This window comes from Bradyrhizobium sp. Y36, assembly GCF_002531575.1.
In the GTDB taxonomy this organism is placed as follows: Bacteria; Pseudomonadota; Alphaproteobacteria; order Rhizobiales; family Xanthobacteraceae; genus Bradyrhizobium.
The window spans coordinates 299471-324571 of record NZ_NWTI01000007.1; the positions used below are offsets into that span (position 1 = coordinate 299471).

Sequence of the window (25101 nt, forward strand, 5' to 3'; positions counted from 1 at the left end):
GGACCGGCGGACTCCAATTTGATCCACCGTCTATTCAGCAGCCTCTGCGATCGGGAGTACCGATACGAAAGTGCGGCCGTTGGCTTTGGCCTGGAACGTGACGCGACCCTCGATCTTGGCGAACAGAGTGTGGTCCGTGCCCATGCCGACATTAAGGCCGGGATGCCAGGTGGTGCCGCGCTGACGCGCAATGATGTTGCCGGGAATCACAACTTCCCCGCCGAACGCCTTGATGCCGAGGCGCTTACCCTTGGAATCGCGACCGTTGCGCGATGAACCGCCTGCTTTTTTGTGAGCCATGGCCCGTCTCCGAAAACTTACGTCGTTCTAGATCAATTCCTTGACGGAATCATTTCAAAATTTCTCACGCATCAATTCGTGAATTGGCGTGATCGATTTTGCGTTACTCGGCAGCTTCCGCTGCCGGCTCCTTCGCAACCTTTTCCTTCTTCGGACGCGGGCCCTTGGTGGGCTTGGCGCCGTCAGCCAGGATCTCGGAGATGCGCAGGACCGTGATCTCGTCGCGATAGCCGCGCTTGCGGCGCGAATTCTTGCGGCGGCGCTTCTTGAACGCGATGACCTTGGGGCCACGCTTGTGGTCGAGCACCTCGACCGCAACCGAGGCGCCGGCCACCGTGGGAACGCCGAGCACCGGCGTGTCGCCGCCGAGCACCAGAACTTCATTCAACTGCACGATCGAGCCGACTTCGCCTTCGATCTTGCCAACTTCGAGAACATCATCCGGCACGACGCGGTATTGCTTGCCGCCGGTTTTGATGACTGCGAACATCGTTTTTTTCTCCGTGTTCAATCCCGGCCTCGCGACGAATTGTCCGGGCCGGCTTTTTGTCAGTCGCTATGGGTTTATGTGGTTTTGTGCGGGTAGGGATTTATCCCATTGAAAACCCACGCAAAAACAAGCGGCGCGAGAAACGCCCCGCGCCGGCTGTGGGACTTATAGCCGCCAACCAAGCCAAGTCAAGGAAAACCGCCCAAAACAGCCCGGATTTGAAGGATTTGGCCTGGTTCGAGGCCTTCGGCGGAATCTCGGGCTGCTTTGCAACAAACCGGTTCCCTCGCCGTTGTCCCGGCCGGAACACGTAAAGCGGGCAGGGCTCTTCAATGGCAACAGACGAACTGGTCAAGACGACGACGGGCATCGCCCATCACGGCGCGGAGCGGCTGCCGTCGGTGGACGTCGACAGCTTCAACATCGAGATCAAGGACGAGGACGGCTTTCTCGGCGACCGCGCCAGCAAGGGCGCGTTCCGCGAGATTCTCGACCGCTGGCGCAAGCCGCTGCGCAAGACCGGGGAAGACCCGTTCGGCAAGGAGCCGTCGGACGAGATCAGCAAGAAGACGCTGGACGCCATCCTGGTCGGCGACGACACCGAGGCCTCCGCGCTGGTGCACAGCGCGATCGAGGATTTCGCCCAGGAGCTCGCTTACGTCACGCGCCGCTTCCTCAAGACAAAGGCCTGGGCCAAGACCGAGCGCATCGTGGTCGGCGGCGGTTTTCGCGATTCCCGGCTCGGCGAGCTCGCGATCGCGCGAACCGAGATCATCCTGAAGTCCGAGGACTTCAAGATCGACATGGTGCCGATCCGCCATCACCCGGATGAAGCCGGCCTGATCGGCGCGCTGCATCTGGCGCCGTCCTGGATCTTCGAGGCCCATGACAGCATCCTCGCCGTCGACATCGGCGGCACCAATATCCGCTGCGGTCTCGTCGAGACGGCCTGGAAGAAGGCAAAAGACCTGTCGAAGGCCAAGGTCGTGAAGTCCGAGCTGTGGCGCCATGCCGACGACGAGCCGACCCGCGAAGGCGCGGTGAAGCGGCTCACCAAGATGCTGAAGGGGCTGATCACAGAAGCCGAGAAGGAAGGCTTCAAGCTCGCCCCCTTCATCGGCATCGCCTGTCCCGGCGTGATCAACGCCGACGGCTCGATCGAGAAGGGCGCGCAGAACCTGCCGGGCAATTGGGAGAGCAGCAAGTTCAACCTGCCGGCGAGCCTGCTCGAAGGCATTCCTGAGATCGGCGAGCACGACACCGCGATCCTGATGCACAATGACGGCGTGGTGCAGGGGCTCTCCGAGGTGCCGTTCATGCAGGACGTCGATCGCTGGGGCGTGCTCACCATCGGCACCGGGCTCGGCAATGCCCGCTTCACCAACCGCCGCAAGGACCGGGACACTACGGACAACGGCAAGAAAAAGGGCAAGGAAAACAACAAGGACAGCGCCAAAAGCGACAAGGAGTAACCTTGACTGGTTAGGTTAAGGACCGGATTGCGTTGCGGCGCCGGGGCTGCACGCTAGGGTCGAATTGTCGCCTCACTGGCCGGCGAAGCCGCCCTTCCCAGCCAGTATTTCAATGAGCGGCACCGGGACCGCCAGTGTTTACCGCGTCTGGCGGTCCCACCCCGTTTTTTCCGTGCGCTCGCGCGGGCTCCTCGACGAGCCCCCATCGCTTCAGCAAGACATCGCGCCACGACCCGAGACCCTCATCCTGAGGGCCCGCCGCAGGCGGGCGTCTCGAAGGATGGCCGCAAGACGAATGCCCCCGCTCCATGAGCCGCAGGCGTCACGCCCCTTCACCTGACGGAGGCCAGGGATGATTCGGCTCGGAATCGCACCACCTCACCCGGCACGTGCCAGTCGCCCTGTTGCCCGGCACAAATCTCGCGAAATGCCGCCGAAACCTGCCGCTCCAGCCGCTGAGGCTATGGGCCCGGCTGAAAACGGAGCTGATTTTCCTCTTCCGCGCCTTGTCTGGCCCGCCATCCTCGCCTATTAACGCCCCCAACCACAGGGGCCCTGCCTCTATATGGCGCCTTCAGGAGAGGTGGCAGAGTGGTTGAATGCACCGCACTCGAAATGCGGCATAGGTGCAAGCCTATCGGGGGTTCGAATCCCTCCCTCTCCGCCATCCGCGAATCGCTCGAGTACGGCATTCCCGGAATAATAGGACCACGCCAGCCAAGCGGTTTAGATCCCTCTTGCTCGATTAACACGGACGGGCTTCCCGGTGACTGCTATTCGGATTGCGCAATCAATTCCTCCCGCTTCGACGAGCAGTCGGGACGTCGCGGCAGGCCAACGGTGAATCCAATGTCCGGTTTGTCCGATGGTATGCACATCGGAATTGTTTCTCGACAATAAGAATCGAACCTTCCTCGCTGGCTCCAACTCCTTAAGCTATAGAACGCTTTAGGTTGAGCAGAGTTAGCTCAAATGGGTTGCGCTAATATTCGGCTGACCCACCCTACTAACATACGAGCCAAACCGTTGCGTTAGATTTGCAAGAAAAGCTGGTGCAATAGACGCAATTCGAGAAGGTAGCCGCACTTCCAGCTCCGCCCAACTGAGAGCTTTGAGGTTCTTGAAATCAACCATCAATGGTTGGCCGTTTTCTAGCGGGGGCAGAAAATGAAAAGCGGGCTGGGCCTGATTTAACAACTTACCTAAAAACTCTTCCGCCGCTTTCCGTTGTTTTCCCGATTCGGACGAGAGGGCGGCGATGCTCTCTTTCCAGTTCTGGATCGGTGGCTTCGAAGAGCAATGTGCAAGCAGAACAGTCATGGCTTTCTTAGTCGCCATATCGCACTGCGGCGTCAAAACAACCCAAAGCTCTTCTTCTATTCTAAAAATATCACCAGTGTGCGGTCGCGCCTGTTGCAAAGCCGGACGAATGTAATTCTCGAAGGGATGCCATTTTACAGCGTTCTCAGCATCAAGTCCGAGAATCTCTGTGATGTGGCTGGCGTATTGGCGACTTACAATCCGCACTAACTCGTCATCCTGAATCCCTGCTAATGCCTCATAGCTGGCCCAACGAGGCCAAACCTGTCTCCAAAAGACCGTCGCACCCTGCTCCTGAATTCGTTTCCTAGTATTCCCGAGAATATGCATCATATGGCTAAGGCTACCAAACCAAGCTACTGCGGCCTTGTAGGCGCCCGTGTCGCCCTTATTGAATACTTCTACCATCCCATTCCATCGGCTTTGATCGAAGTCACCTGGATGGCCGCTTATGATAGCCGCAGGAATTCCGTACTGGCTCACACAAAGATCAGCCAACAATTGGCCAGGAACGCCCTTTTCTCCAGGTAATCTTAAATCCAATAATGCTGCATCAAATCTCCTGTCCGCCAAATCCTGGCGCGCGCCTTCATAGCTTCCGGACACGTGAAGCGCGAATGACTTTTCCGGATGTGCGGCATTCCAATCGGTCAGTTCGTCTTGCAATAAACTGAGTTGGGACTTGTCGTCTTCAACAAAAAGTAGCCGGTATGACACTGTCTACCTCACACTGGGAAAGCGAATCTCAAAGCGTGTACCGCCCGAAAAGTCGAGGTGTAAAGAAAGGGTCGCATTTGATCTTGCAAGGGCTTCCCTCGCGATGTTCAAACCGAGCCCCGTTCCGTTGTTGCGAAGCGTGAAGCCGACGTCAAAGATGTTCTCGGCGAACTCTTCAGGAATTCCGGGTCCATTGTCGTCGACCAAAATTATAGCTTCGCGTTGATGCCAGCGAAAACTAATGTCGATGCGGGCATCAGGCGCCTGCGATTGTTCCAACCAGTACACGGAATTGCCGACAAGATTCACTAGGGCAGTACTCAGATCGTCAGGATAGCCAACCAAGCGAATTTCTTGACCATCCACTTTGACTGTCGTGGGTATTTGATGACTAGCAAAAATCTCCAGCGCCGAATAAGCGACATCAACTCCATGGAACTCGATCGATGGACCTCGGCGCGCTCCGGACAACGGTCGAAGAATTTTGAACAAGTTCTGAAGTTTTTCGCCGTTCTCTTGGATCAGAGCAAGCTTGTCCGGGAATTCTGCCTTCGTCGCTTCCGTCAATGCGCTGTTGTTGAACAGGTGCTGATATCTTGTTCTGAGTCGCTGTCCGGTGGCGGCAACGAACGTGGCGCTAGGAGCGCCTTCGTGCAATATTTCACCGATGATCTGTCCGAGCGAAGATTGTGCTTCAAGAATTCGTTGGCGTTCTTCTAAGGCCTCAATCTTTCCGACGAGGAGAGCAGATTGTCGCGCGATCAATGTTTGCGCATCTTGTCGCTTCTCCGGAGATATTGCGGGTATTAGTCGTTCAAGGCTCTCAAGCTCCGAAAGCTTTTTCATTTCGTCGAAAGACGTGGGATTTTTGCGTGATATGTCGGCGTCTTCACGAAACTTCAGCCGCTGTGGTTCGATGACCTGCGCTAACAGCTCTGTCAGTAGTTCGCGGAGACGCCGGAACGAGCCGTTTTCCTCGAAGCCTTCCCGACTACTTTTCTCGATAAGGCCCGATTGCTCCTCGTCTTCGACTGAGACGTATCCGGCTATCTGATTGTGCCCAATTCGCAAAGAGGGGTTCTGTACTCGTCGCTTGTCAAGCGTAAGCCAATCGTTATCTGAATCACCATAAGGGCGAATACGGAAGCCCTTCCGATAAATTGCGACCCCCGCAATCTCGTCCAATATTTGTCGAGCTTCTCTGACGCTTACGGCGCCATATCCGGCTTTTCTAAGTGTTTCTCGAATAGCGCCTGATTCTCTATCGAAAATAGAAAGGCGCACCGAGACGCGGCCACAGTCGTTTTCTTCGTCGCCAAGCGGAACTGAAAGCTTAACTTCGCGAGGCGCTTGGCCGCCGCGCTTTATCTCAATCGTTCCTTGGAAGCGGCCAAAAGAGTCGAAACTTCCGGTCACCTCATAGTCGCTAGTTTCTAGAAGCGGAAATGGATGTATCTCGAACGCTGGATTTATAGGACGGGTTGAGCCCGCTTCGGACACTCGCTGGAATCCAAGAAGTTCGACCCCATCGAATCCGGCAGTTTCGCGTGTGCATTCGGAGAGGTCCAAATAGATGTGAAATTGATCGACTGGGTTCGCTTGGTCTAGCGGTGAAACGAGCCTACGAAGTTCACGATGAAGTCTCTTAAATTTCTCGTCGGTCCAAGTCTCATTCAGCCGAGTTATCTCGATGGTGGTTCCAGGAGGGCTTGTCGTGTCCTGTATTAAATAGTCAATGGAGATATCTGCTAGATATTTTTCTCCGGTAAAGAGATCCCAATCAAGTTCTGGGATTAGAACCTCGATCGGCTGGCCCTCCCGAGCACTGATGGAGTTCAATGCCATTTTCGAGCCGAGCTTTGCTGCGGCGAACCTTCCGATGCCTTTCGAACCCATCATCGCCCGTTGGCGAACTGTCGATCGACGCACTTCAGTTTTTGACGGAGTTGCGGGCTCCATCCACTTGTTTTCAATGTCCGAGAGTGTCATCCCGGCGCCGTCATCAACGAACGTAATACGACCCTCACCGACAACCAAGGGGGGGTGAAACTTGATCGTCACATAAGATGCGTCGGCATCGTAAGAATTTTTCACAAGCTCAATTACAGCTGCTTCGGGCCCGCTTATAAGCTGGTCTCCGATGGTTCGAATGATCCGTGCTCTTGGCCTGAACCGAAGCTTTTGATCTTCACCAGCCGTCGCCATGTATCCCTTGCTGTTATTCCCTCAGGCTCGCTCGAAGGACGATAGATCCCGAAGTTCTCGAATCTACGAATACTTTAGTCTAGCTCCGGTACGGTGGGACTTCAACCGAGGCGGGCATCCTTGGACGAGGGCCCACTTTGGCGTCGGCCAGCATTGCAGAGAGAGGCGGGCTATCCCGCGATAGCGACTCAACAACAAGCGATTCCGCCCAGTTTGCAGCGGACTATACCGTTCCAGACGGAGCCCTTTGTTAGCCCGGTCCGCAACCTGAGATGTTTGGATCTTGTGGACAACGATAACCGAGCGACGGGCAATTGTCGCATCGTTGGCGAGATACGGTTGTCATAGCAGGGCGTGCGGGATCAGAGTTGAAATCTCGACGACTTCGCTTCTGTAGTAGAGTTCCGTGATCTGTTTGTGCTTTACACGAAATTGGCTGCGCCGTTTTTTGTCTGGCTGAGATCCTCCGATGAGCTTGATCGCCGGGTCGTAATAGACGGTCCCCTCGGCAATCGCTTTCAGAAAAAGAATGAAGTCTGTCTGTTCGCAAAGCAGAATGCGCGGGCCGTAAGAATATTCTGGAGGAGGCTCTCGGAAAAGCGATGGGACGTAAGCAGCCTGAGCGTGCTTCCTGTTCCAGTGCTGCATTATGCTTTTGAATGACCAATTGGCGGCGACTTTTGCCTTACGGTCAATCAGCGCTATCTCGCCATCGAGATCTGTGATCTTCCCGCTGTTCTCATCAAACCCTTCGATGATCAGACGCAGACCTGTATCTGCGTGGAAGTCTTTGCCGATGGTATAGATGCCACCAAAGTTTATGCGGTTAGTCTTGCCAGACTTATCCGGGTAGCCGTAGCGGCGCATAAACTCGGGAATACCAAAGTTCCTGTAAAAGCCACCGGTTGGCTCAGGCGTCATAAGCGTCACAGGAAACTTCGGCAGGAACTTCGTGAAGTTATTCACGCCGTACTGTTTGACTTCCCAGCCCATAAAGTCTGGCTCGGAATATCCATTTGGCGTGATGTCGAGCTCGGCTTCAAGTGTATAGCCGCCGCCATTGCGAGCCTTGTATGGTACTTTCATGCCGTCTTTACGCAGCTTCTGCGACATGATCCAGCCCAAGTCGAAGATTCGCTTCAGTTCAGCGAGTAGCATCGATTTGGGATCAGCTTTGAGATCCGGCCCCGAAGGCAGCTCCAAGAACACACCGAGCTGCTCCCACTTCGCGGCAATAACTTCGCGAGCGACGGCGCTGGTCGAAGCAGCCGCGTAGCCGAGTACTTCCCCACTAGGCGCTATGCCGATAACCAGAACGCGGTCAGCATCACGTACCGTCATCACATCAGACGGCGCATCCTCGCACCCCTTGAGGAAACCGGACATCCGGACTTCCGGATATTTCGGGTAAAGAATCAGGTTCGTATCGGGCGCGACGTATTTGGCGTTGCCAGTTATCCAGAAAAAATTGACGCGTGCTTTTGCGCGTTCGCGCTTGCTTCCGGCCTTGTCTTCGCTGTCAGAATAGATTTCGCCATGGGGTATGATGTTGAGAACCGAAAAATCGCCGCCCAGATAGACTTGGTTCTTGGAATTATCGTTCGGTGCCAGTTTCTTGGCATAGATGCGTTTTGCACCGAGATCGCGCATCCGGCGAAGTAACTGAGAGAGCGATCCGAACAATTCTAGCGGCCCTTGATTGTTATCGTTTTTCCGGTCAGTTTGTATCCATTCAGCGAGCACTCGCATAGAGTGCTGTGGTTCGAGCCGGTTTTTCCTCTGACCGCGTCACCTTCCTAGGACTCCCCGTAGCTCATACGTGCGTCGGTTTGAACGAAGCCAGCTTGAACATCGATCAAGGAGCAGGTCGAGCGGAATGGCCCCGCGTCCCTTGAGGCCGCATTCCCAAATAACACAGCAGCGCCAGCCGGCGTCCTTGATGCCGACAATTGCGTTATGATCTACTTGTTGATTGCGGTTGATCTTCTTCCGCCAGAATTCGCGTCGCGTAGTTGGCAATTTGAACAAATGACAACAATGACCGTGCCAGAAGCAACCGTGTACGAATATCACCGCGCGATGCTTGGGAAATACAAGGTCCGGCCTTCCTGGCAGACGATTGTCGTGCAGAACATAACGAAAGCCCCTTGCATGAAGGCCCCGCCGGATAACTAATTCGGGCTTCGTATTCTTGCCTCGAATGCCGGCCATCATCCGGCTTCGTACCTCGGGCGATACGACGTCAACCATAGACAAACGCTCGATCAGGTTCCCTCACAAAGGGCAATTCCGATTGCATCGCCTTACGGTGTGACCGATTTTCGACCGCAGCCAGAATGTGAGGTTTCATCAACTGAGCAATTGCGGCGACGACAGGCACTACTACGGCGTTCCCGAATTGCCTGTACGCCTGGGTGTCTGAAACAGGGATCTGATAGTCCGATCCGTCCACGTGACGGAAGCCCATGAGCCTTGCGCACTCGCGTGGTGTCAAGCGGCGCGGCCGGTTGCCTTGTTGAGCAATCAAGACTTCTGAACCGTCCTTGAAGTATCTGGCTGAAAGAGTGCGGGCGACATCATTCGGGCCGAACAGACTGTAGCCGAATCCGTTGCCCTTCGACTCGTGCTTTTCCTTATATTTTTTCAGATAATTCCAGAGATGCGCAGTCAGCGTATATTTCGGGTCGACCGCCTCGTTGGAGTCTAGAATCGAACCAAGCTTTGGCCCTTCTTCAGGAATGACAAGTCGATCGAAGTCGAACTTGCTTTCTTTCTTGAAGCCAACAATGAAAATGCGTTCGCGTTTCTGGGGAACCCATGGAGCAGAGCTGACGACACGATGATGAATTTCGTAGCCCAGCTCGTTTCTAAGGACGTTCACAATAGTCGCAAAGGTGCGCCCCTTGTCGTGCCGCTGGAGGTTCTTCACGTTTTCCAGCAAGAAGACCGAAGGCTTGTGGTGCGCGATGATCTGCGCGAGATCAAAGAACAGTGTGCCTTGGGTGTCGCAGAGAAATCCGTGCGGCCGCCCCAGTGCATTTTTCTTGGACACGCCGGCAATCGAAAACGGTTGACAGGGGAAGCCCGCGAGCAGCACATCATGCGCAGGAATCTGTGCCGGATCCTTTGAATAATCCCTGATGTCTCCGGCGATCGGATGGTCCTTGCCAAAGTTTTCGCGGTAAGTGATCTGGCTATACTTGTCCCACTCGGACGTGAATACGCATTGCCCGCCGATCGCATCGAAGCCGATTCTCATGCCGCCGATGCCTGCGAACAGATCGATGAACCTGAACGTGGCCGGTCGGTGGCGTTTTTCAGGTATCCTTGCCAGATACTCTTGAAGCCATTTTAGGGCGATGGGAGAAGGACGAGAATCGCCACTCTCATATCGAATGACGGTCCGCTCAGTGACACCGAGGAGATTTGCTGCCTCGGCCCGTGACAGTCCCGTCTTCAGTCGAAGAGCTTCAAATTCGACCGAGTGATGCGAGCGGGGCATGGCTTTTTCATCCTGGGACAATCAACTGACAACTTGTCATCGATTCGTCCCAGAATGTATAGTTGTTCATGGTATGTTCCATCAACGGGGGTTGGCACCAATTTACCAGCCCTTCCTTCGCCGCCAGCTCCCTTTCCCCTGCCCGCGCCCTGTGAAGAGTCTTGGCGTCCTCGTACGGACCAACATCGTCGAACGAAGCCCGCGGCGAGCCGTCGCTTGAACTCACGTCCCACTCGTCCCGACCCAGCTATGCCGGCCCTCCAGCTGGCACCGAGGTAACCTACCTCCATGTTCGAAAAGACCTACCGCGACCGCCTCGAAGCTGATCTTGCGCAATGGGAAGCCGACGGCGTGATCGCGCCGGCGGCGGCCGCGTCCATCCGTCATGCGCTGCCGCCGCTGCCGGCCGGCATCAACATCGCCGTGGTCGTCGGCATTGTCGGCGGTCTGTTGATCGCCGCCGCCTTCCTCGCCTTCGTGGCGGCGCACTGGACGGAGATTGCGCGGCTGGTGCGGTTCGCAATCCTGCTCGCCGGCATGATCGTCGCAGGCGGCCTTGGCGCCTGGTTCGCGGCGACGGGCCGCCATGTCCTCGCCGATCTCTGCGCCAGCATCGGGGCGATCATCTTCGGTGCGGGCATCGCGCTGGTCGGCCAGATGTATCACCTCGGCGAGGATTTTGCCGGCGGCATGCTGCTGTGGGCGATCGGCGCGTTCGTCGCGGCCCTGCTGACCGGCTCGCGCGGCGCGCTCGCGGTCGGCCTCGTCGCCGCCTGCATCTGGACCTGCATGCGGACCTACGATGCACCCGACGTTCTGCATCTTCCGTTCGTGGTGGTCTGGCTGATTGCCGCTGGCCTCGCCTTCGCCTGGAATTCCCGTGTCGCCGCCCACCTCGCCGCGATCGCGGTGCTGCCGTGGTGGATCGCGACGTCGTTTCGCTTCGAATTCGACGGTGCCCAGCCGGCTTTCGTGCTCGCCAACGGCGCGGCCCTGCTGTTCGGCGCCGGGCTTGCGATCGCAGCTTCGCCCTCGCCGCGGGCGGCCCGGCTCGGCAGCGTGCTGTCGATCTACGGCGCATTTGCGCTGGCCGCTGTCGCTGCCCTGGAGGTGACGACGGTCGACGACAATTTCCTGTTCCGGGCCCGCACGGCGTCCGGCCAGCCGCTCTGGTCGGTCCTGTGCGGAGCCGCGGGCGTGATCCTCACCTTCGTCTCCGCCACGTTCACGAAGCGCGCCGGTGAAATCCTTGCCGCCTGCGCCATCGGGCTCGTGCTGCTCGCCGCGCCGGCCTGGCCGGTCTCCACGGCCGGCGAGCCCTGGCTCGCTTATGCCGCGCTGCTCTGCGCCATGCTCTGCCTCGTCGTCTCAGGCGTGCTCGACGAGGTGCGTCCGCGGATCGTCGCTGGCTGGCTCGGGATCGCCGGAATCATCGCCGGCATCACCTGGGCGGTGAAGGGCTCGCTGCTCCGCCGCTCCGCGTTCCTTGCGGCGGCCGGTCTCGTTGCTGTCGCCTTTGCCACCGCGCTCAATCGCTTGCTGCCGAGGAGTGCGCGATGATGAAGATGGCCGCCTCCGTCGCCGCGCTCTGGCAGCGCATCCCGAAAGCCGTGCTGTTCGGCGTCGCCGTGCTGGTGCAATGCGCGCTGCTGGTGCTGATGGTCGCCGACCGCGTGCAGATCCTGCGTGAAGGCACCGAGGTCACGCTGCAGACGCAGCCGGTCGACCCGCGCGATCTGCTGCGCGGCGACTATGTCGTGCTGCGCTACGACATCTCGCAATTGCCGGCAGGTCGCCTCGCCGGCAAGCCGGCCGACGCGCGCAACCCGATCGTGTTCGTCAAGCTCGCGCCCAATGCCGACGGGCTCTACGCCGCCGTGTCGGTGCATGCCGAGCCTGTGCCGGTCACGGCGCCCGAGGTGCTGATCCGCGGCCGCGTCAGTCATTCCTGCGGATCGAACGTCCGCACCTTCTGCGACAGGCTGACGGTCAAATACGGCCTCGAAAGCTATTTCGTGCCCGAAGGCGAGGGCGGCAAGCTGGAGCAGGCTCGCAACCAGCAGAAGCTGCGGATCGTCGCCGCCGTCCTGCCATCAGGCCGCGCCGCCATCAAGCGGCTGCTGCTCGACGGCCAGCCGGTGTATGAAGAGCCGCTGTATTAGCCGGATGTCGTTCTTGCTCTCAGTTCTTGCGCTCAATCGGAATCCGACGCCGTCTCATGAGCGCCGTGACAATGCTTGAAGCGCTTTCCTGAATTGCACGGGCAGGGATCGTTGCGGCGCAGGCCTGCAAACTCCGACGCCTTTGCTTCTTCGGGAATGTTTGAGAGTGGAGCTGATGATCCACCCGGCCCTGTGGCCGCAACCGCTGCGGCCGGTGCGTTTCGGCGGTTCAACAGCCAGCCGATCAACATGGCGCTCACCACGAACCCGCCCAGCATCGCGAGGCCAATCTTGGTGTCTTGCGCCTGCTTGCGATCCCTCTCCTCGGACTCCCTTTCCGCTTGTCGACGCTTCTCTTCCCGGTCCACAAACCAGTTTGCAGCGGCTTGAAGCGCGGTCGCCGGAACGGTCCAGCTCACCGATGTCTTCTCGGGCCTCGAGAGAACGATCGCCCGCGACAGCAATGCCATTTGCGACGGCGAATTGCCTGCAGAACTGACCCGGGTCCCCGTCACGCGTTTCGCGAGTCCGAGCGAAACTCCGCCGCACACCGATGACACCAGCGTCATGCGACGGTTGCCCTTCGTTTCTTCGAGGGTTTCCCAACGCCCCAGGCCCGGAAGTGAATCCGGCAATTCGACGTGGTCGATCTGATGGGCGTCGATCAGCGGCGTGATATGATAGCTGAGAAGGTTCTCTTCCTTCAGGATGTGTGCGATCGCGAAATGCCGGTAGATATTGTACATGTCGCGCCAGATCGGCTCGGCACGAAATGTCTCCTCCATGCGCGCGGTCCAGTCGCAGGCGAACTCTCTCGCGATGGGGTCTTCGTTCCCGTTCTTGGCACCTGCATCCGCGTTGGCGTCGGCGTCGCTGAGGATCACCTGGGCCGACTGCAGGGACGCGATTTGATAGTCGTGCGCATATTCGAACTTGCCGGGCTCGAACCAGAACCGGCGCCGGCTGCTCCAATCGCCCGTGGAGGTGCCGGCCCGGAGCATCTGCCGCGACTGGTTGAGCCGGCGCGTGAACGTCCCGGGCAGGGGCGGATCGACAGGCAATTGCAGCGTGCCCTGCGAAACCTGCTTCATGCGATAATCGGCTTCGACGAGAACTTTCGTGACGCGGGAATGCCTGGGAAGAGAATCGACGCGAACCATTTGCGGCTGCTGGGAGCACATGCGCAGATATTGTTGCTTGGCGGCCGCGTCGCGCCCGGCAATCTGGTCGAGGCCGGGCGTCTGGCTTCTGTCCGGGTCCAGCGAAATGCCTGGCTCGATATTCCCGTACTTCCTGTTGGCCGACCTGATCGCGACGATGAGATCGTCGAGGTAAAGATCCGGCTGGCCTCTCTCGGCGACGCCGCAGAGCAGGATATCGTAGTCGTCATCCTGGCAGACGGTATCGATCCGGGTCAAACCCGTAAGCCGCTTTGAGCCGCCCGATTTGGCTTGCTTCAACGCTTCGCGCAGCGAAACGGCGACTTCAGCCCGCATGTTCGTGGTCACCGTCGCGGGCGGAGCCTTGCACGCGCTGTCAGCCGCCAACGCAGCCAGGGGCTGTTGCGCGAGGAGCGCGCTCGCGCCCGACGCCAGAAAGCCGCGCCGATTGACAAGCACTCTGTGCATCATGGAGGTCTATGTCCCCGCTTCGATAAAATTCTTCGGTTAAGTATCCGGCTTCTTCAAATTGAGAACCTTGCGCCGGAGCTCGCTGAGGTCGCTTTCCTGACCGGTCGGAACGGCTCCGATGTGCACGCCGCCGACGGGCGCCGAAGGCGACGAATGGGTTGGGCCGCCGCCGTTTGACGCGGATGGCTTGGCGCCAATTGCGGGTGAGTTCGAGCCCGATCCGCCCGGCTCGCGGGAACCGCTGACGCCCGACTCTCTGGTTGGGCCGGGCTCTCCTCGAGGCAGGGCATTCGGCTTCCGGGCCGCGGGAGCCACGCGCCCGCCGCCGTCACCTGAAACGTCCGATTCCAGCGGCGTGCGTTGATTGCGCCAGCGCTGGAATTCCTGCAGCTCGCGAGCGGCGGCCGCCGCGCTGTTCAGCCGCATTCGCTCCTCCTGGGGACTTTCGTAGTCCGGCCGGGTCGTGAGATTCTCTCTCAACGATGCTTTGTCGATGCATTCTCCGGAATCATAGCCGGTTCGAACGACGTGCTGCTTGGCAGCGTCGCACTCCATGCATTTGTTATACAGGCCCTGCAGTTCCACCGAGATGTAACTGCAATTCCAACTGGGTCCGAATTTCTTCTGCAGGGTCTCGGCCCGGGCCGCACAATTGCATAGGCCCAGCGCGGCAATCGCAGCGAGAATGAAAATGCGCATGAACGTCGTTCGGCTGAATGATGTGATCGGAATCGGCAGGCGATAAAAATTTACAGCTGCGCAGCTTAATCCAGCGGCACCGTACGGCAACCTCTTTCTCTTCTCGTCCCTTGCCGGGAGCCGCCGTCCTGGCTATTTCGGCGCCGCCTTCAACGCCCGGCGCAGCACCTCCCACGCCCGGGGATCGTGCATCTGCGCGACGTTGAAACGCATGAAGTGGGTGGCCGTCTGCGACACGCTGAACACGTTGCCCGGCGCCAGCACCACGTTATCCTCGAGCGCGGCGCGCGCGACCTGGGTGGCATCTTGTTCGCCTGGGAGGCGGCACCAGAGGAAGAATCCGCCGCGCGGCATCAGCCAGGGCTCGATGCCGAGCACCCCAAGCTTTCGCGCGACGTCGCGGCGAGCCCGCGTGAGCTTCTGCCGGAGCTCGTCCATGTGCTTGCGATAACCGCCGCCGGCCAGAACCTTTGCGATGATCTCCGTCGCGACCGGGCTGGGGCCGCCAAAGCTGGTTGCGACCTGGAGGTCGACGAGATGCTCGATCCAGTCGGCGCGTGCGGCGATGTAGCCAGAGCGGACCGAGGCCGACAGCGCCTTGGAGAAGCTGCCGATGCGGATCACGCGGGAAAGTCCGTCGAGCGCGGCAAGTCGCGGCGAGCGCTCCGGCTCGAAGTCGCCAAAGATGTCGTCCTCGATGATGGTGAGGTCGTGCGCGGCAGCCACGGTCAGCAGCCGGTGCGCGGTCGCAAGCGACATCGTCGCGCCGGTCGGATTGTGCAGGGCCGAATTGGTGATGTAGAGCCGCGGCCGCTCGCTGGAGAGGATCTGCTCGAAGCGCGCGAGGTCGGGGCCCGTTGCGGTATAGGGCACGCTGACGATCCTGGCCTGATGCGCCCGCAGCAGCGCACGGAAATTGAAGTAGCAGGGATCGTCGACCAGCACGGTGTCGCCGGGCCGGAGCAGGAAGCGGCAGACGAGGTCGGTGGCCTGCGTGCCCGAGCCCGTCAGCATGAGCTGATCGACGGAGGCGTGAATCGAGTCCTCAGCGAGGCGCGCGAGCAGCAGCCGGCGCAGCGAAACTGCGCCGCGCGTGCTGCCGTAGTCGGTCAACAGATCCGCGTCCGTCCGCGCCAGCGCGCGGATGGCGCGGCGCAAGCCCGCCTCCGGCATCCAGCTCGCCGGCAGCCAGCCGCAGCCGGGCTTTGGCACGGCGTCGTCGGCATCGAGCGATTGCCTGGAGACCCAGAACGGATCGACTTCGCGGTCGCGCCGCGGCTCGGCTTCGGCAAGCGCAAGCGGCGGCATGATGGTCTGCGAGACATAGAAGCCCGAGCCGCGGCGGGCGCGGATCAGCCCTTCGGCGGCCAGGCGATCATAGGCCTCCACCACCGTGGAAGGCGAGACGTCCATCGCTGAGGCGAGGCTGCGGATCGAGGGCAGGCGGTCGCCGGCGCCGAGCGCACGGCCGGCAACCTTGGCGCGGATCGCGCTCATCACCTCGACGGTCCGCGGGCCGCCGCGACCGCCGGTTTGCACCTCGTCTGGCAAAGTGTATGCCCTTCCATACCCATACAGTTCGGCCAGATTGTACTGGATTGTCGCTGGTTTCGCCACCGCGGAAGGCCGAGTGTCGCGGCTCGACAGGACATGGGACGGACATGCAATCTGCGAGCGGCGGCTGGGGCAACGGCCTCCTCGGCGTCATCATCTTCAGCGGCTCCCTGCCGGCGACGCGCGTCGCGGTCGGCGGCTTCTCCGCGCTGTTCCTGACCTCGGCGCGCGCGGTCATCGCGGCGCTGATCGGCCTCGCCGTGCTCGGCCTGCTCCGACAAGCGCGGCCGCGCAGAGGCGATCTCGCCTCGCTCGCCATCGTCGCCATCGGCGTCGTGGTCGGCTTTCCCCTGCTGACCGCGCTCGCGCTCCAGCACATCACCTCCGCGCATTCGATCGTCTTCATCGGCCTGCTGCCCTTGTCGACCGCGATCTTCGCCGTGCTGCGCGGCGGCGAGCGGCCGCAGCCGCTGTTCTGGCTGTTCGCTTGTCTCGGCAGCGCCACGGTGGCCGGCTTTGCCTTGTCGGGCGACGGCTCGGCCTCGCTCGCCGGCGATCTCTTGATGGTCGCCGCGATCGTCCTGTGCGGCCTCGGCTATGCCGAAGGGGCCGCGCTGTCGCGCCGGCTCGGCGGCTGGCAGGTGATCTCCTGGGCGCTCCTGCTTGCACTGCCGCTGATGGTGCCGGTGGCGATCTTCACCTGGCCGGCCTCCTGGAGCGGCGTCAGCGTGCCCGCCTGGATCGGGCTCGCTTACGTCTCGATCTTCAGCATGTTCGTCGGCTTCATCTTCTGGTACCGCGGGCTCGCGCTCGGCGGCATCGCGCGAATCGGCCAATTGCAGCAGCTGCAACCGTTCTTCGGCCTCGCGCTTGCAGGGCTTCTGCTGCACGAGCCCGTCGCCTGGAGCATGATCGCCGCGACCATGGTCGTGGTCGCCTGCGTCTTCTTCGCGCGCCGGTTTGCGTGAGGCCCGCGCCTCACGCTCACTCCATCACCGTCTTCGTCAGCGCGCTCCTCGCGAACTTCTTCAGCGGCATCGGCTTGCCGAACAGGAAGCCCTGCACGAGGTCGAAGCCGAGCTCGTTGGCAGCGACGAGGTCGGCGCGGCTCTCGACTCCCTGCGCCACCGAACGCGCGCCATAACCCTGCGCAAGCTCGACGATGTGGCGGCACACCGTGCGTTTCAACCGGTCATTGCCGCTGCCGGTGACGAATTGCCGGTCGGCCTTCAGCTTCACGAAGGGAATTTTGTCCAGCTCCATCAGCGACGGCCAGTTGGCTCCGAGATTGTCGATCGACAGGCCGATATTGTGCAGGCCGACCTCGCGCGCGACCTCGGTCAGCAGATCGAGGTCACCGATCGCCTCCTCGCTGTCGATCTCGACCGTCAGCCCGCCGAAGGCCGGATGCGTCGGCACGCGGCGGCAGAGATCGCGCACCGCCTGCGGCTCCTTCAGATAGGATGCGGGCAGGTTGATCGAGAGATTGACCGGGGTCTGCTGCTCCAGCAGAAAATGCCAGTCCCGCATGGCGCGCTCGATCACGAACTCGGAGAGGTCGCGCAGATGCGGATCGTGCTCCTCGGGAATGAAGTAGGCCGGCGGCACCACGCCCCAGGTCGGATGCCGCATCCGCACCAGTGCCTCGGCGCCGCTGCGGACCAGCGAGCGCGAGTCGATCGTGGGCTGGTACCAGAGCTCGAGCCAGCCGGCGTGCAGGGCCTCGCCGACATGCACGGCCGGGCTCGGCGCCGGCTCCTCCGGCAGCAGCATGGCGACGCGGTCGCGCAGCGTTTCGGCGGCAAAAGGCGTGGTGAGCGGCGGCAGCATGGCAAGGCCGTATTCCTCACCGACCTGGCGCACGGCCCTGACGATGATCGACTCGCGGGCGCCGACGGCGAGAACCTTGCCGGCAAACGCCTCGCGCACCAGTATTTCGAGAAATCGTCCGGGCTCGATGCCGTCGGCGGCGACGCCGAGCAGGATCAAGTCCGGCAATTCGGTGGCGAGCACGGTTCTCAGCTCGTCCGCACTGGCGCATTCGCTGGTGACGAAGCCGAGATCCTCCAGCACCTCGCTGAGGAAGGCGCGCAGATGCCGCTTGCTGTCTGCCACGCAGGCGCGCGGCGTCACCTTTCGTCGTCCGAAGGTCACAGGCCTTCGTCCGACGAGTTCAACCATCCCATCGTTCATCAACACCACTCCCGTTCCGTGACGGTTTCTTAAACGCCGAGCGTGGGTTCAAATAAGGAGAGCTTCACATCGTTCTTGAATTATTTGAGTAACGTTAAACCCTGCAACTCGAGCTAATCTTTCGACAGATTCTTCGAAAAGAATTTGCATACCCGAGCACCGCACGCGCAACGATTGCCAGCGCATGCGAAATTTCTCTCGCGCGACATTGCAGCGGTTCTGCTCGCGGACGGACGAAGGCGAGCGATGACATGGTGTGCACTTTCGAGGCACCGGCGAGCGCATCGGAGGGTTAATCGCGAGCGCCTTTTCGGAATGCGCGGCCGGTCGTGCCCGACGAAGACGGTGAACAGGATCGGGCCGTCAGCGGAAGATTCGCCTTCGCGCGGTGCGGGCATGTTTGGCTCGCGCGCGCCAAGGTTCTGCGACAACGCGTCCGGGCCTGCCGCCGCGAATGTGAAACGCATCACACGCGTCTTGCTGCAGCTGCGCTATTGCTCCGCACAGCCGGTGGTGGGCTGTCGAGGATTACGACAATGACGACGCGGCGGTTGATGTACTGGTGGTTCAGGGTCGTGATGTCAGGGCGATTTCTCGATCGCTTCCTGTGCCTGCCGCGCGCGCATTAGAGCATGATCCGGAAAAGTGTGCTGCGGTCTTCCGAAAAGATCATGCTCGAACAATAAATTGCCGCGAGATCTCAGGTCTGCCCGATCAATTTGCGAAACGCCGCCGCGCCGTCCTGCACCGCGTCGCGTCCCTTCCAGGCCAGGTAGGTCAGCTTGCCGCCGATCGTGTCGTGGCTGCGCAGCCGGCGCGATCCCAGGATGTGACCGACATTGGCGGGGAAGCGGCTCACCTCGGCGGAGACCAGCGCAGCGATCGCATCCATCAATTGCTGCAGGCGGACGCCCCACTCGCATTGCTCGATGCCGTCGATGCGCACCTTGAGCGCATATTCGATGTCGTAGATCTCGGTGAGCAGGTCGCGGGCGACCAGCACCCGGTTGTGCCGGAGCGCGACACGGAGCGCGAGCCGCCTGTCGTCGAGCCGGTCCAGCACCATGGGAATGACGCAGGCATAGGGCGTTGCGGCGACATCGGTAACGCTCTTGCTCGCGGCGGCCTTGGTGGCAAGACGCGCCAATTGCCAGGGCGTCGTGAGGCGCCTCGCCACCAGCGCCAGCGCGAAGGGCACGGCTTCGGGATGCGCCTTCTTGAAGGCGTCGAGTTGTGCGGTGATCTGGGCCACCTGGCCGTCGTCGAACTTTGCGATCTTCTCGGGCAGTTTTTCGTTGAACTTCGGCAGCGCATTGCCGGCACGCAGCACCAGCTGCATCTTCCTGACGTCGTCGAAGGCGCTACGCGAGGCCGTGTATTGCGCGAGCTTGCCGCGCGCGAACTCGGCGCTCTCCTCCGATGCCAGGGTGTTCTCGAGGACCTTGATGACCTTGGTCTGGAAGGTCGAGGCGACCTTCAAGACTTCCTTCGGATTGTTGGCGGCGACCTGGTCGTTGATCGCCTTGATGTAGTCGCGCGCCATGGTCGGCAGCAGGTCGCGGCAGATCCATTCCCAGATCGGGGTGAGGGTGTTGCGCGAGATTCGCCCCATGTTGGCGTGCTCGGGCGCGCCGTCGATCAGGAGCAGCTCGAGCGGCGCGAAGAAGTAGCGCGAAGGGCTGGTGGCGCGGGCCTGGGTCGACCCGTCCTTGCGAAACTCGGCGCGCAGGCGCGACTGAATGTCGGCCGAACCGGGCATATCGATGCCGCACAGTTCGAGCCGCTCCAGTTCGCTGAGCAGACAGCTGCGCGACAGCGGCGTCAGCCTCTGCAAGAATTCCGACAGCCGATCGATCTCGTTCATGGCACGCAATCTTTCGCAGCGTGTCCCGCGGACGTGCGGGCCCAATGCGTGGAGGCATTTGCGCGCTCTCAACCTCCCCCTAGAGAAGCAAGTCGCCGTTAATTATTCCGTAAAAACCGGGGGCCGGGCGCGGCTCCCGGGCGATATGGGCCCATTTGCCCATGATTTCGGTAGAAAACGCAACCTGTGCGTGGCCGATGGCGACGCCCTTCAAGCACAAATTGTGCTGCGGACGCCAATTTATCGCAAAACTGCCAAAATAACCGTAGTCTTACGGAGCAAAAAGTTAACCACAGATCGCCCCCGGTTCCGCTAAATGAGTGACATGGGGTCACAGAATGATACGGCCACCGATTCGCGGCCGTCGGAATGGTACGAAAGCAGCGCCGCTCCGGCTGAAGAGCTCGATTTCGTCCGCCTGAGCGCCGCCCGGGCCAAGGCCGCCGACGAAATGGCCGCTGCCATCGCCCGTGAGCTCAACGGCCCCCTCACTGCGCTGCTGCTCTACATGGGCGAGATCAAGCATCACAGCGATCAGCTCGCGCCCGTGACCGGCGATCGTGCCTATCTGCAGCGGGTCGTCGAGAATGCGCTGGCTCAAACCGAGCGCGTCTGTGGCCTGGTCAAGCAGCTTGCCGGTCCTCACAAGGTCGGCTTGCCGATGCCCGCCAGCGCCGAGGATGCGGATGCGAAGGCTGCCCGCGCCCAGCAGGTCCAGCGCGTGCCGACCGCCGAGCTCGTCGGCCTGTCCGGCCAGAAGCGCCTGACCAAGCGCGAGCGCGAGGTGCTGAGGCTGATCAGCGAAGGTTACTCGAACAAGCAGGGCGCGCTTCGGATGCAGATCAGTCCGCGCACCTTCGAGAGCCATCGTGCCGAGGCGATGCGCAAGCTCGGGGCGCGCAACACCGCGGACCTCGTCCGTGCGGCGCTGCTGCATTCAATCGATTGAGGACTTGGCGCCGCCGGTGGCGGCGCGGGCTTGCCGAAAACCGATCGGGCTCAGAAATAATCTTCGGCGAAGGGGCGCGCGCGCGAGGCGGGACGCAGCGGCTTGATGTCTTCCTTCGGCCCGTTCGGAATGATCGTGATGGTCCAGCGGGGCGGCATGGTCGATTCCTGCTCCAGCACCGAGCGGACGAAGCCGGTCACCGTCGATTCCCCAGCCTTCACCGTCGCCATCCGGCCGTTGAACTGGGCGATGCGGAAGCGGCGAACCTCCTTCTGGTCCGCGGTCTCGTAGGTGAACATGGGAAACCCTCCTGGTTTCCCGCGACTATCGCCACCTATGATTAGCCATCTCTAAAAATCCCAAGCCGTAGAAGTACGGCGGGTTTCGCGCGGCCCGGGCCGGTGCGCCTTGCACGGCGATCTTCCGAAAAACGCTATGCCTGAAAGGGTATCCGAACCGTGACGACGTTTCGTCTCGAATGGATCGCGCTTCAGGCCTGCGGCTCCTGCGCACGCGCGGCGGCATAGGCCGCGTCCATCCGATCCAGGAGATCGTGGAATTCGACCTCGCGGAGCATCTCCGCGGTCTTCTCCAGCAGCAGCGCCAGCGTCGCGAGCCTGACATAGCCGAACGTCCCGGCCGCGCTCTTCAGCGAATGCGCCTCGCGTGCGATCTTGCCGGCGTGCTGCCCGAGCGAGAGCGTGCGGAACAGTTGCAGGCGCGCGCAGGTCTCGCTCCAGAACACGTCGCGCACTTCGCGGGCGCCATCCTCGCCGATCTCGCGCACCAATGCGTCATAGGCGCGCGGCTCGCGGGTGGGCTCGGCATCGAGCGCCTTCTGCACGGGTGCGACGGGGGCGTCAAACATGGTCCTGCTGCCTTGATCACGGTTCTTCGGTCGCGCGGAACGTCCCGGCGCGAGAGCATGCTCCGTGTCTACGGCATTCGAATTTCAGTTCCGGTAGCGGGACGTGAGGAGTTTGCGGGCCGGCATTAGCCGGCGGTTTACCAAGCCGGCGCCGCGGTCAGCGTGCGCCGAGCAGCCGGTCGTACTGGGCCTTCACGGTGGAATAGCATTCGCACGCCGTCCGGCGCAGGCCCTCGATGTTGACGATCTGGATGTGTCCGCGGCTGTAATGGATGAAATTGGCCTGTTGCAGCGTGTTGGCGACCAGCGACACGCTGTTGCGCCGCGCCCCGATCATCTGCGCCATGGCCTCCTGGGTCAGCAGCAGTCGGTAGTCGCCGGACAGGTCATGCGTGTGCAACAGGCAGCGCGACAGCCGTGACTCCACCGGATGGGCGGCGTTGCAGCCCGCGGTCTGCTGGACCTGGGCGTAGACCGCCAGCCCATGGCGCGTCAGCGAGGTGCGCAGCGTGCTGCTCTGGTCGGCGGCGATCCGCAGCCGGTCGAGATCCATCACGGACGCAAGGCCTGGAATCAGCACGATGGCGGTGTTCAGCGCGTCCGCATCGCCCATGGTCGAGAGCGTCCCGAGCAGGCTGTCGCGGCCGATCATGGCGACCTGCACATGCTCGCCCTTGGCGAGTTTCACCACCAGCGAGATGACGCCGCGGTGGGGAAAATAGGCGCGCTTCAGCGTCTCGCCGGTCTCGACCAGCACCGCATCATGGGGCAGATCGACCGTTCGCAGGTGCGGGCGGAGCAATTCATAATCGTCTGCCGGCAGTGCGGACAGGAAGCCGTTCGATGAGCGCACCATCGTTTCCAAAGCTGCCTCCCGTCTCCTGCACGATCAAAAATCGCGATGCGCGAAATCACGTCCGGCGCAAGTCAGGTTCCATCATGTTCACGTCGGGATATATTGGCAATTGGGACAAGATGTCCGCCCCGACGGCCGTTCCCGGGAAGGCTGCATTCACGCCGGCACACAGTCGATGGGCTCGCACTGTCGTCACGGTGCCGTTCCTGCCAGGCGGAGATAGCGGGCTTTCAGCGCGGCATAGCACTCGCAAGCCGTCGTCTGCAGCGCCTGCAGATCGAGGATTTCGATGTGGCCCCGGCTGTAGTGGATGATGCCGGCGCGCTGAAGTTCATGCGCGACCAGCGAGACGGCGTTGCGCCGGACCCCGATCATCTGCGCCAGCGCCTCCTGAGTCAGCGGCAGGGTTCCACTGTCGGACAGGTCGCGGGCGCGCAAGAGCCAGCGCGCGAGCCGCGCCTCCACGGGGTGGATCGTATTGCAGAGCAGCGACTGCTGCGCATGCGCCAGCAAGATCTGCTCATGGCGGATCATCAGCTTGCGAAACGGCGCGCTTGCGGCAGCGACGGCACGGAAAGCCGCAACTTCAAGCACGGAAGCGGCGCCGGGGAATAGCACGACCACGTCTGACGGCGCGATGCCGTCGGCCAGCGCCGCGCCGCTGCCTACGGCGCTATCGCGGCCCAGCATCGCAACCTCGATCAACTGTCCTTCGGTCAAGCCCACCGTGATCGAAACCGATCCGCCATGCGGGAAGTGGACATATCTCAGCGCGGAGCCCGCCTCGCCCAAGACAGACTTCCTGACCATTTCGACCGTCGCGAGATGTGGACGCAGCAGATCGAAATCCGCAGTATCGAGCAATTGCAGCAGTTGATTGGGCGGACGGGCGCACGCGGTCATGCAGGTCAATCCGGCGGGTTCGATGGGACAATCAGCGCAGGGCCCGTTCGTCGTTCAGTTGCACGGCGAACAAATTTTATTGTAGAGGTTGTAGTGTTGTCCATATACCCGTTGGAGGGCAGACAGGCTGTCTCATTTGCGGCGGAAATAAGAACGACGCGTTGATTCGCTTTTGAGCGGCGCGTGTCCTGCAAGGGCATGCAGGAAAAAGCGGCAAGGGGGCCTTCATGAGCCGGAAGCATTGCATCCGCGCTGCCATCGGACGCCGGTTGACCCGCGCCGCCTCGTCGGTTGGGCGAGTGCTTACAGCCATCCAATATTGCTCTGAAATCTGGCGTCTGACGACCGCGGATCTCGTTTCCGTCGTCTCCGTTTTTCTCGTCCCGCCAATGACGTTTGCGACCATCCCTCTCTTGATTGAAAGCAAAGGAGAACGGCGTGCCCCACGGTTCAATTATTGAATCGCCGAAACGGGAAGCTCTTACGGGGACCGAAAGTCTACGCCATGTACTCGTTGTCGACGACGACCCGATGGTGTGCATGGCCATCGAGGTCTATCTTCAACGCAACAATTTTCGAGTGACGATTGCCGAGGGTGGTGAAGCCGGATTGCGCGCCCTCGAACACGGCCAATTCGATTTGATGATCATCGATATCTTCATGCCGCACATGCGCGGATTCGAATCGATCCGGATCTTCCATGAGCGGGCGCCCGTCGTTCCCCTGATCGCGATGTCCGGCTACGCCTTTGCGAATCTGAACTCGCCGGCGCCGGATTTCCTCCGGATGGCGCTGGAGCTCGGTGCCGCGCGCTGTCTGCGCAAGCCGTTCACGCCGCACGCACTGCTCGCCGCCATCACCGATTGTCTGGCGGAGCATCGTCCCGATGGTGACATGAGCTCAGCCGCACGAATGGGTTAGCGCGCCGCGCGCCGCTCTGGCGACGGGGTAACCGTTCGTTTACCGAATGCGCAGACCCTGAAGGTCGTCGCGACCATGTGAAACGAGGAACGCGAGTGCGCCTCCGGTTGCGGGCGGCTCGGTTCGATGCCGCGCAGGCCGCGTCTATCGTCCTTCACGAGCAGGACTTTCCCGCGCGTCTCATCCCGTCGTTATCGGCCCGTTCACCTCACACCTCCCAGCCGCTGCGGCGCAGAACCGGTCTTGCCGAAAAGCGCTGCTGCACGTCGTCAAACTGCAAACTTCTCTTCAATATCCGTATTAGCACGGAGGATGAAATTAACGGGACTGTGAAAGGGGATGTCTAACGATCCAGAACAGGGACTTCCGTCCGTGCCAAGGCTGGCTCAGGCGTCGAAGTCCAGGTTCAGGTCAGTAAGGCGTAGCTCATGGATGATCTGTTGCGGGAGTTTTTGACGGAGACCAGCGAGAGCCTGGACACCGTCGACAATCAAT

At 61.0% G+C, this 25101-nt stretch carries 22 protein-coding genes and 1 tRNA gene; 7 read left to right on the forward strand and 16 right to left on the reverse strand.

Going from position 1 to position 25101, the window contains the following annotated elements:
* Positions 1 to 30: 30 nt before the first annotated feature.
* Together rpmA and rplU are read right to left on the reverse strand one after the other, a co-directional pair.
* On the reverse strand, positions 31 to 300 hold the full coding sequence (gene rpmA / locus CO669_RS15700) for a 50S ribosomal protein L27 (RefSeq protein ID WP_011083253.1): 270 nt from the start codon (positions 298 to 300) through the stop codon (positions 31 to 33).
* A 103-nt stretch (positions 301 to 403) separates the two neighbouring features.
* The gene (gene rplU / locus CO669_RS15705) at positions 404 to 790 is read right to left on the reverse strand and encodes a 50S ribosomal protein L21 (RefSeq protein ID WP_097660690.1); all 387 of its coding nucleotides are present in this window, start codon (positions 788 to 790) and stop codon (positions 404 to 406) included.
* A 332-nt stretch (positions 791 to 1122) separates the two neighbouring features.
* On the opposite strand from rplU, the gene CO669_RS15710 reads away from it, so the two are divergent.
* Positions 1123 to 2262: an ROK family protein gene (locus CO669_RS15710; RefSeq protein WP_097660691.1), complete on the forward strand. Its 1140-nt coding sequence runs from the start codon at positions 1123 to 1125 to the stop codon at positions 2260 to 2262.
* A 577-nt stretch (positions 2263 to 2839) separates the two neighbouring features.
* Positions 2840 to 2929 (forward strand) — tRNA-Ser (locus tag CO669_RS15715).
* Between the two features lie 296 nt (positions 2930 to 3225).
* Here the strand turns inward: CO669_RS15715 and CO669_RS35035 are convergent.
* From CO669_RS35035 to dcm, 5 genes are all read right to left on the reverse strand, one after another.
* Positions 3226 to 4299, reverse strand: a complete 1074-nt coding sequence (locus CO669_RS35035; protein WP_143278675.1) for a DNA-binding transcriptional response regulator — start codon at positions 4297 to 4299, stop codon at positions 3226 to 3228.
* A 3-nt stretch (positions 4300 to 4302) separates the two neighbouring features.
* Positions 4303 to 6504, reverse strand: a complete 2202-nt coding sequence (locus CO669_RS36525; protein ID WP_097660692.1) for an ATP-binding protein — start codon at positions 6502 to 6504, stop codon at positions 4303 to 4305.
* A gap of 342 nt (positions 6505 to 6846) precedes the next feature.
* On the reverse strand, positions 6847 to 8253 hold the full coding sequence (locus tag CO669_RS15725; RefSeq protein WP_198964037.1) for an MvaI/BcnI family restriction endonuclease: 1407 nt from the start codon (positions 8251 to 8253) through the stop codon (positions 6847 to 6849).
* 39 nt (positions 8254 to 8292) lie between these two features.
* The gene (locus CO669_RS15730) at positions 8293 to 8754 is read right to left on the reverse strand and encodes a very short patch repair endonuclease (protein ID WP_097660694.1); all 462 of its coding nucleotides are present in this window, start codon (positions 8752 to 8754) and stop codon (positions 8293 to 8295) included.
* Positions 8747 to 10006 carry a DNA (cytosine-5-)-methyltransferase gene (dcm, locus tag CO669_RS15735; protein WP_097660695.1) on the reverse strand — a complete coding sequence of 420 codons (1260 nt, stop codon included), beginning with the start codon at positions 10004 to 10006 and terminating at the stop codon, positions 8747 to 8749. Before dcm ends, CO669_RS15730 begins: the two co-directional genes overlap by 8 nt.
* 288 nt (positions 10007 to 10294) lie before the next feature.
* Between dcm and CO669_RS15740 the strand changes: the two genes are divergently transcribed.
* Both CO669_RS15740 and CO669_RS15745 read left to right on the forward strand, forming a co-directional pair.
* Positions 10295 to 11566 (forward strand): DUF2157 domain-containing protein, encoded by a 1272-nt coding sequence (locus CO669_RS15740; RefSeq protein ID WP_097660696.1) that lies wholly within the window; start codon positions 10295 to 10297, stop codon positions 11564 to 11566.
* Positions 11563 to 12168, forward strand: a complete 606-nt coding sequence (locus CO669_RS15745; RefSeq protein WP_097660697.1) for a GDYXXLXY domain-containing protein — start codon at positions 11563 to 11565, stop codon at positions 12166 to 12168. Before CO669_RS15740 ends, CO669_RS15745 begins: the two co-directional genes overlap by 4 nt.
* 32 nt (positions 12169 to 12200) lie before the next feature.
* On the opposite strand, the gene CO669_RS15750 is transcribed toward CO669_RS15745, so the two are convergent.
* The 3 genes from CO669_RS15750 to CO669_RS15760 all read right to left on the reverse strand — a co-directional run bounded on the left by CO669_RS15750 (position 12201) and on the right by CO669_RS15760 (position 15995).
* Positions 12201 to 13799 (reverse strand): SEC-C metal-binding domain-containing protein, encoded by a 1599-nt coding sequence (locus CO669_RS15750; RefSeq protein ID WP_097660698.1) that lies wholly within the window; start codon positions 13797 to 13799, stop codon positions 12201 to 12203.
* Between the two features lie 36 nt (positions 13800 to 13835).
* Positions 13836 to 14498 (reverse strand): hypothetical protein, encoded by a 663-nt coding sequence (locus CO669_RS15755; protein ID WP_097660699.1) that lies wholly within the window; start codon positions 14496 to 14498, stop codon positions 13836 to 13838.
* Between the two features lie 132 nt (positions 14499 to 14630).
* On the reverse strand, positions 14631 to 15995 hold the full coding sequence (locus CO669_RS15760) for an aminotransferase-like domain-containing protein (RefSeq protein ID WP_198964038.1): 1365 nt from the start codon (positions 15993 to 15995) through the stop codon (positions 14631 to 14633).
* 164 nt (positions 15996 to 16159) lie between these two features.
* Here CO669_RS15760 and CO669_RS15765 point away from each other — a divergent pair, with 164 nt between their 5' ends.
* Positions 16160 to 17020, forward strand: a complete 861-nt coding sequence (locus CO669_RS15765; RefSeq protein ID WP_097660701.1) for a DMT family transporter — start codon at positions 16160 to 16162, stop codon at positions 17018 to 17020.
* A gap of 16 nt (positions 17021 to 17036) precedes the next feature.
* Here the strand turns inward: CO669_RS15765 and CO669_RS15770 are convergent, their stop codons facing one another.
* Together CO669_RS15770 and CO669_RS15775 are read right to left on the reverse strand one after the other, a co-directional pair.
* Complete coding sequence (locus tag CO669_RS15770) at positions 17037 to 18245, reverse strand: EAL domain-containing response regulator (protein WP_097660702.1); 1209 nt, start codon at positions 18243 to 18245, stop codon at positions 17037 to 17039.
* A 700-nt stretch (positions 18246 to 18945) separates the two neighbouring features.
* A complete protein-coding gene (locus CO669_RS15775; protein ID WP_097660703.1) occupies positions 18946 to 20109 on the reverse strand; it encodes a hypothetical protein in 1164 nt (387 codons plus the stop codon).
* Positions 20110 to 20434: 325 nt separating this feature from the next.
* On the opposite strand from CO669_RS15775, the gene CO669_RS15780 reads away from it, so the two are divergent.
* Entirely contained in the window at positions 20435 to 21058 is a 624-nt protein-coding gene (locus CO669_RS15780; RefSeq protein ID WP_097660704.1) for a helix-turn-helix domain-containing protein, read from the forward strand.
* A 50-nt stretch (positions 21059 to 21108) separates the two neighbouring features.
* Here the strand turns inward: CO669_RS15780 and CO669_RS15785 are convergent, their stop codons facing one another.
* From CO669_RS15785 to CO669_RS15800, 4 genes are all read right to left on the reverse strand, one after another.
* Positions 21109 to 21357, reverse strand: a complete 249-nt coding sequence (locus tag CO669_RS15785) for a hypothetical protein (RefSeq protein WP_097660705.1) — start codon at positions 21355 to 21357, stop codon at positions 21109 to 21111.
* 191 nt (positions 21358 to 21548) lie between these two features.
* Entirely contained in the window at positions 21549 to 21926 is a 378-nt protein-coding gene (locus tag CO669_RS15790; protein ID WP_097660706.1) for an Hpt domain-containing protein, read from the reverse strand.
* Between the two features lie 157 nt (positions 21927 to 22083).
* Positions 22084 to 22782, reverse strand: a complete 699-nt coding sequence (locus CO669_RS15795; RefSeq protein ID WP_198964039.1) for a Crp/Fnr family transcriptional regulator — start codon at positions 22780 to 22782, stop codon at positions 22084 to 22086.
* Between the two features lie 192 nt (positions 22783 to 22974).
* Positions 22975 to 23685 (reverse strand): Crp/Fnr family transcriptional regulator, encoded by a 711-nt coding sequence (locus CO669_RS15800; RefSeq protein ID WP_097660708.1) that lies wholly within the window; start codon positions 23683 to 23685, stop codon positions 22975 to 22977.
* A gap of 438 nt (positions 23686 to 24123) precedes the next feature.
* Here CO669_RS15800 and CO669_RS15805 point away from each other — a divergent pair, with 438 nt between their 5' ends.
* A complete protein-coding gene (locus CO669_RS15805) occupies positions 24124 to 24606 on the forward strand; it encodes a response regulator (RefSeq protein WP_097660735.1) in 483 nt (160 codons plus the stop codon).
* The last annotated feature ends 495 nt before the right edge of the window (positions 24607 to 25101 follow it).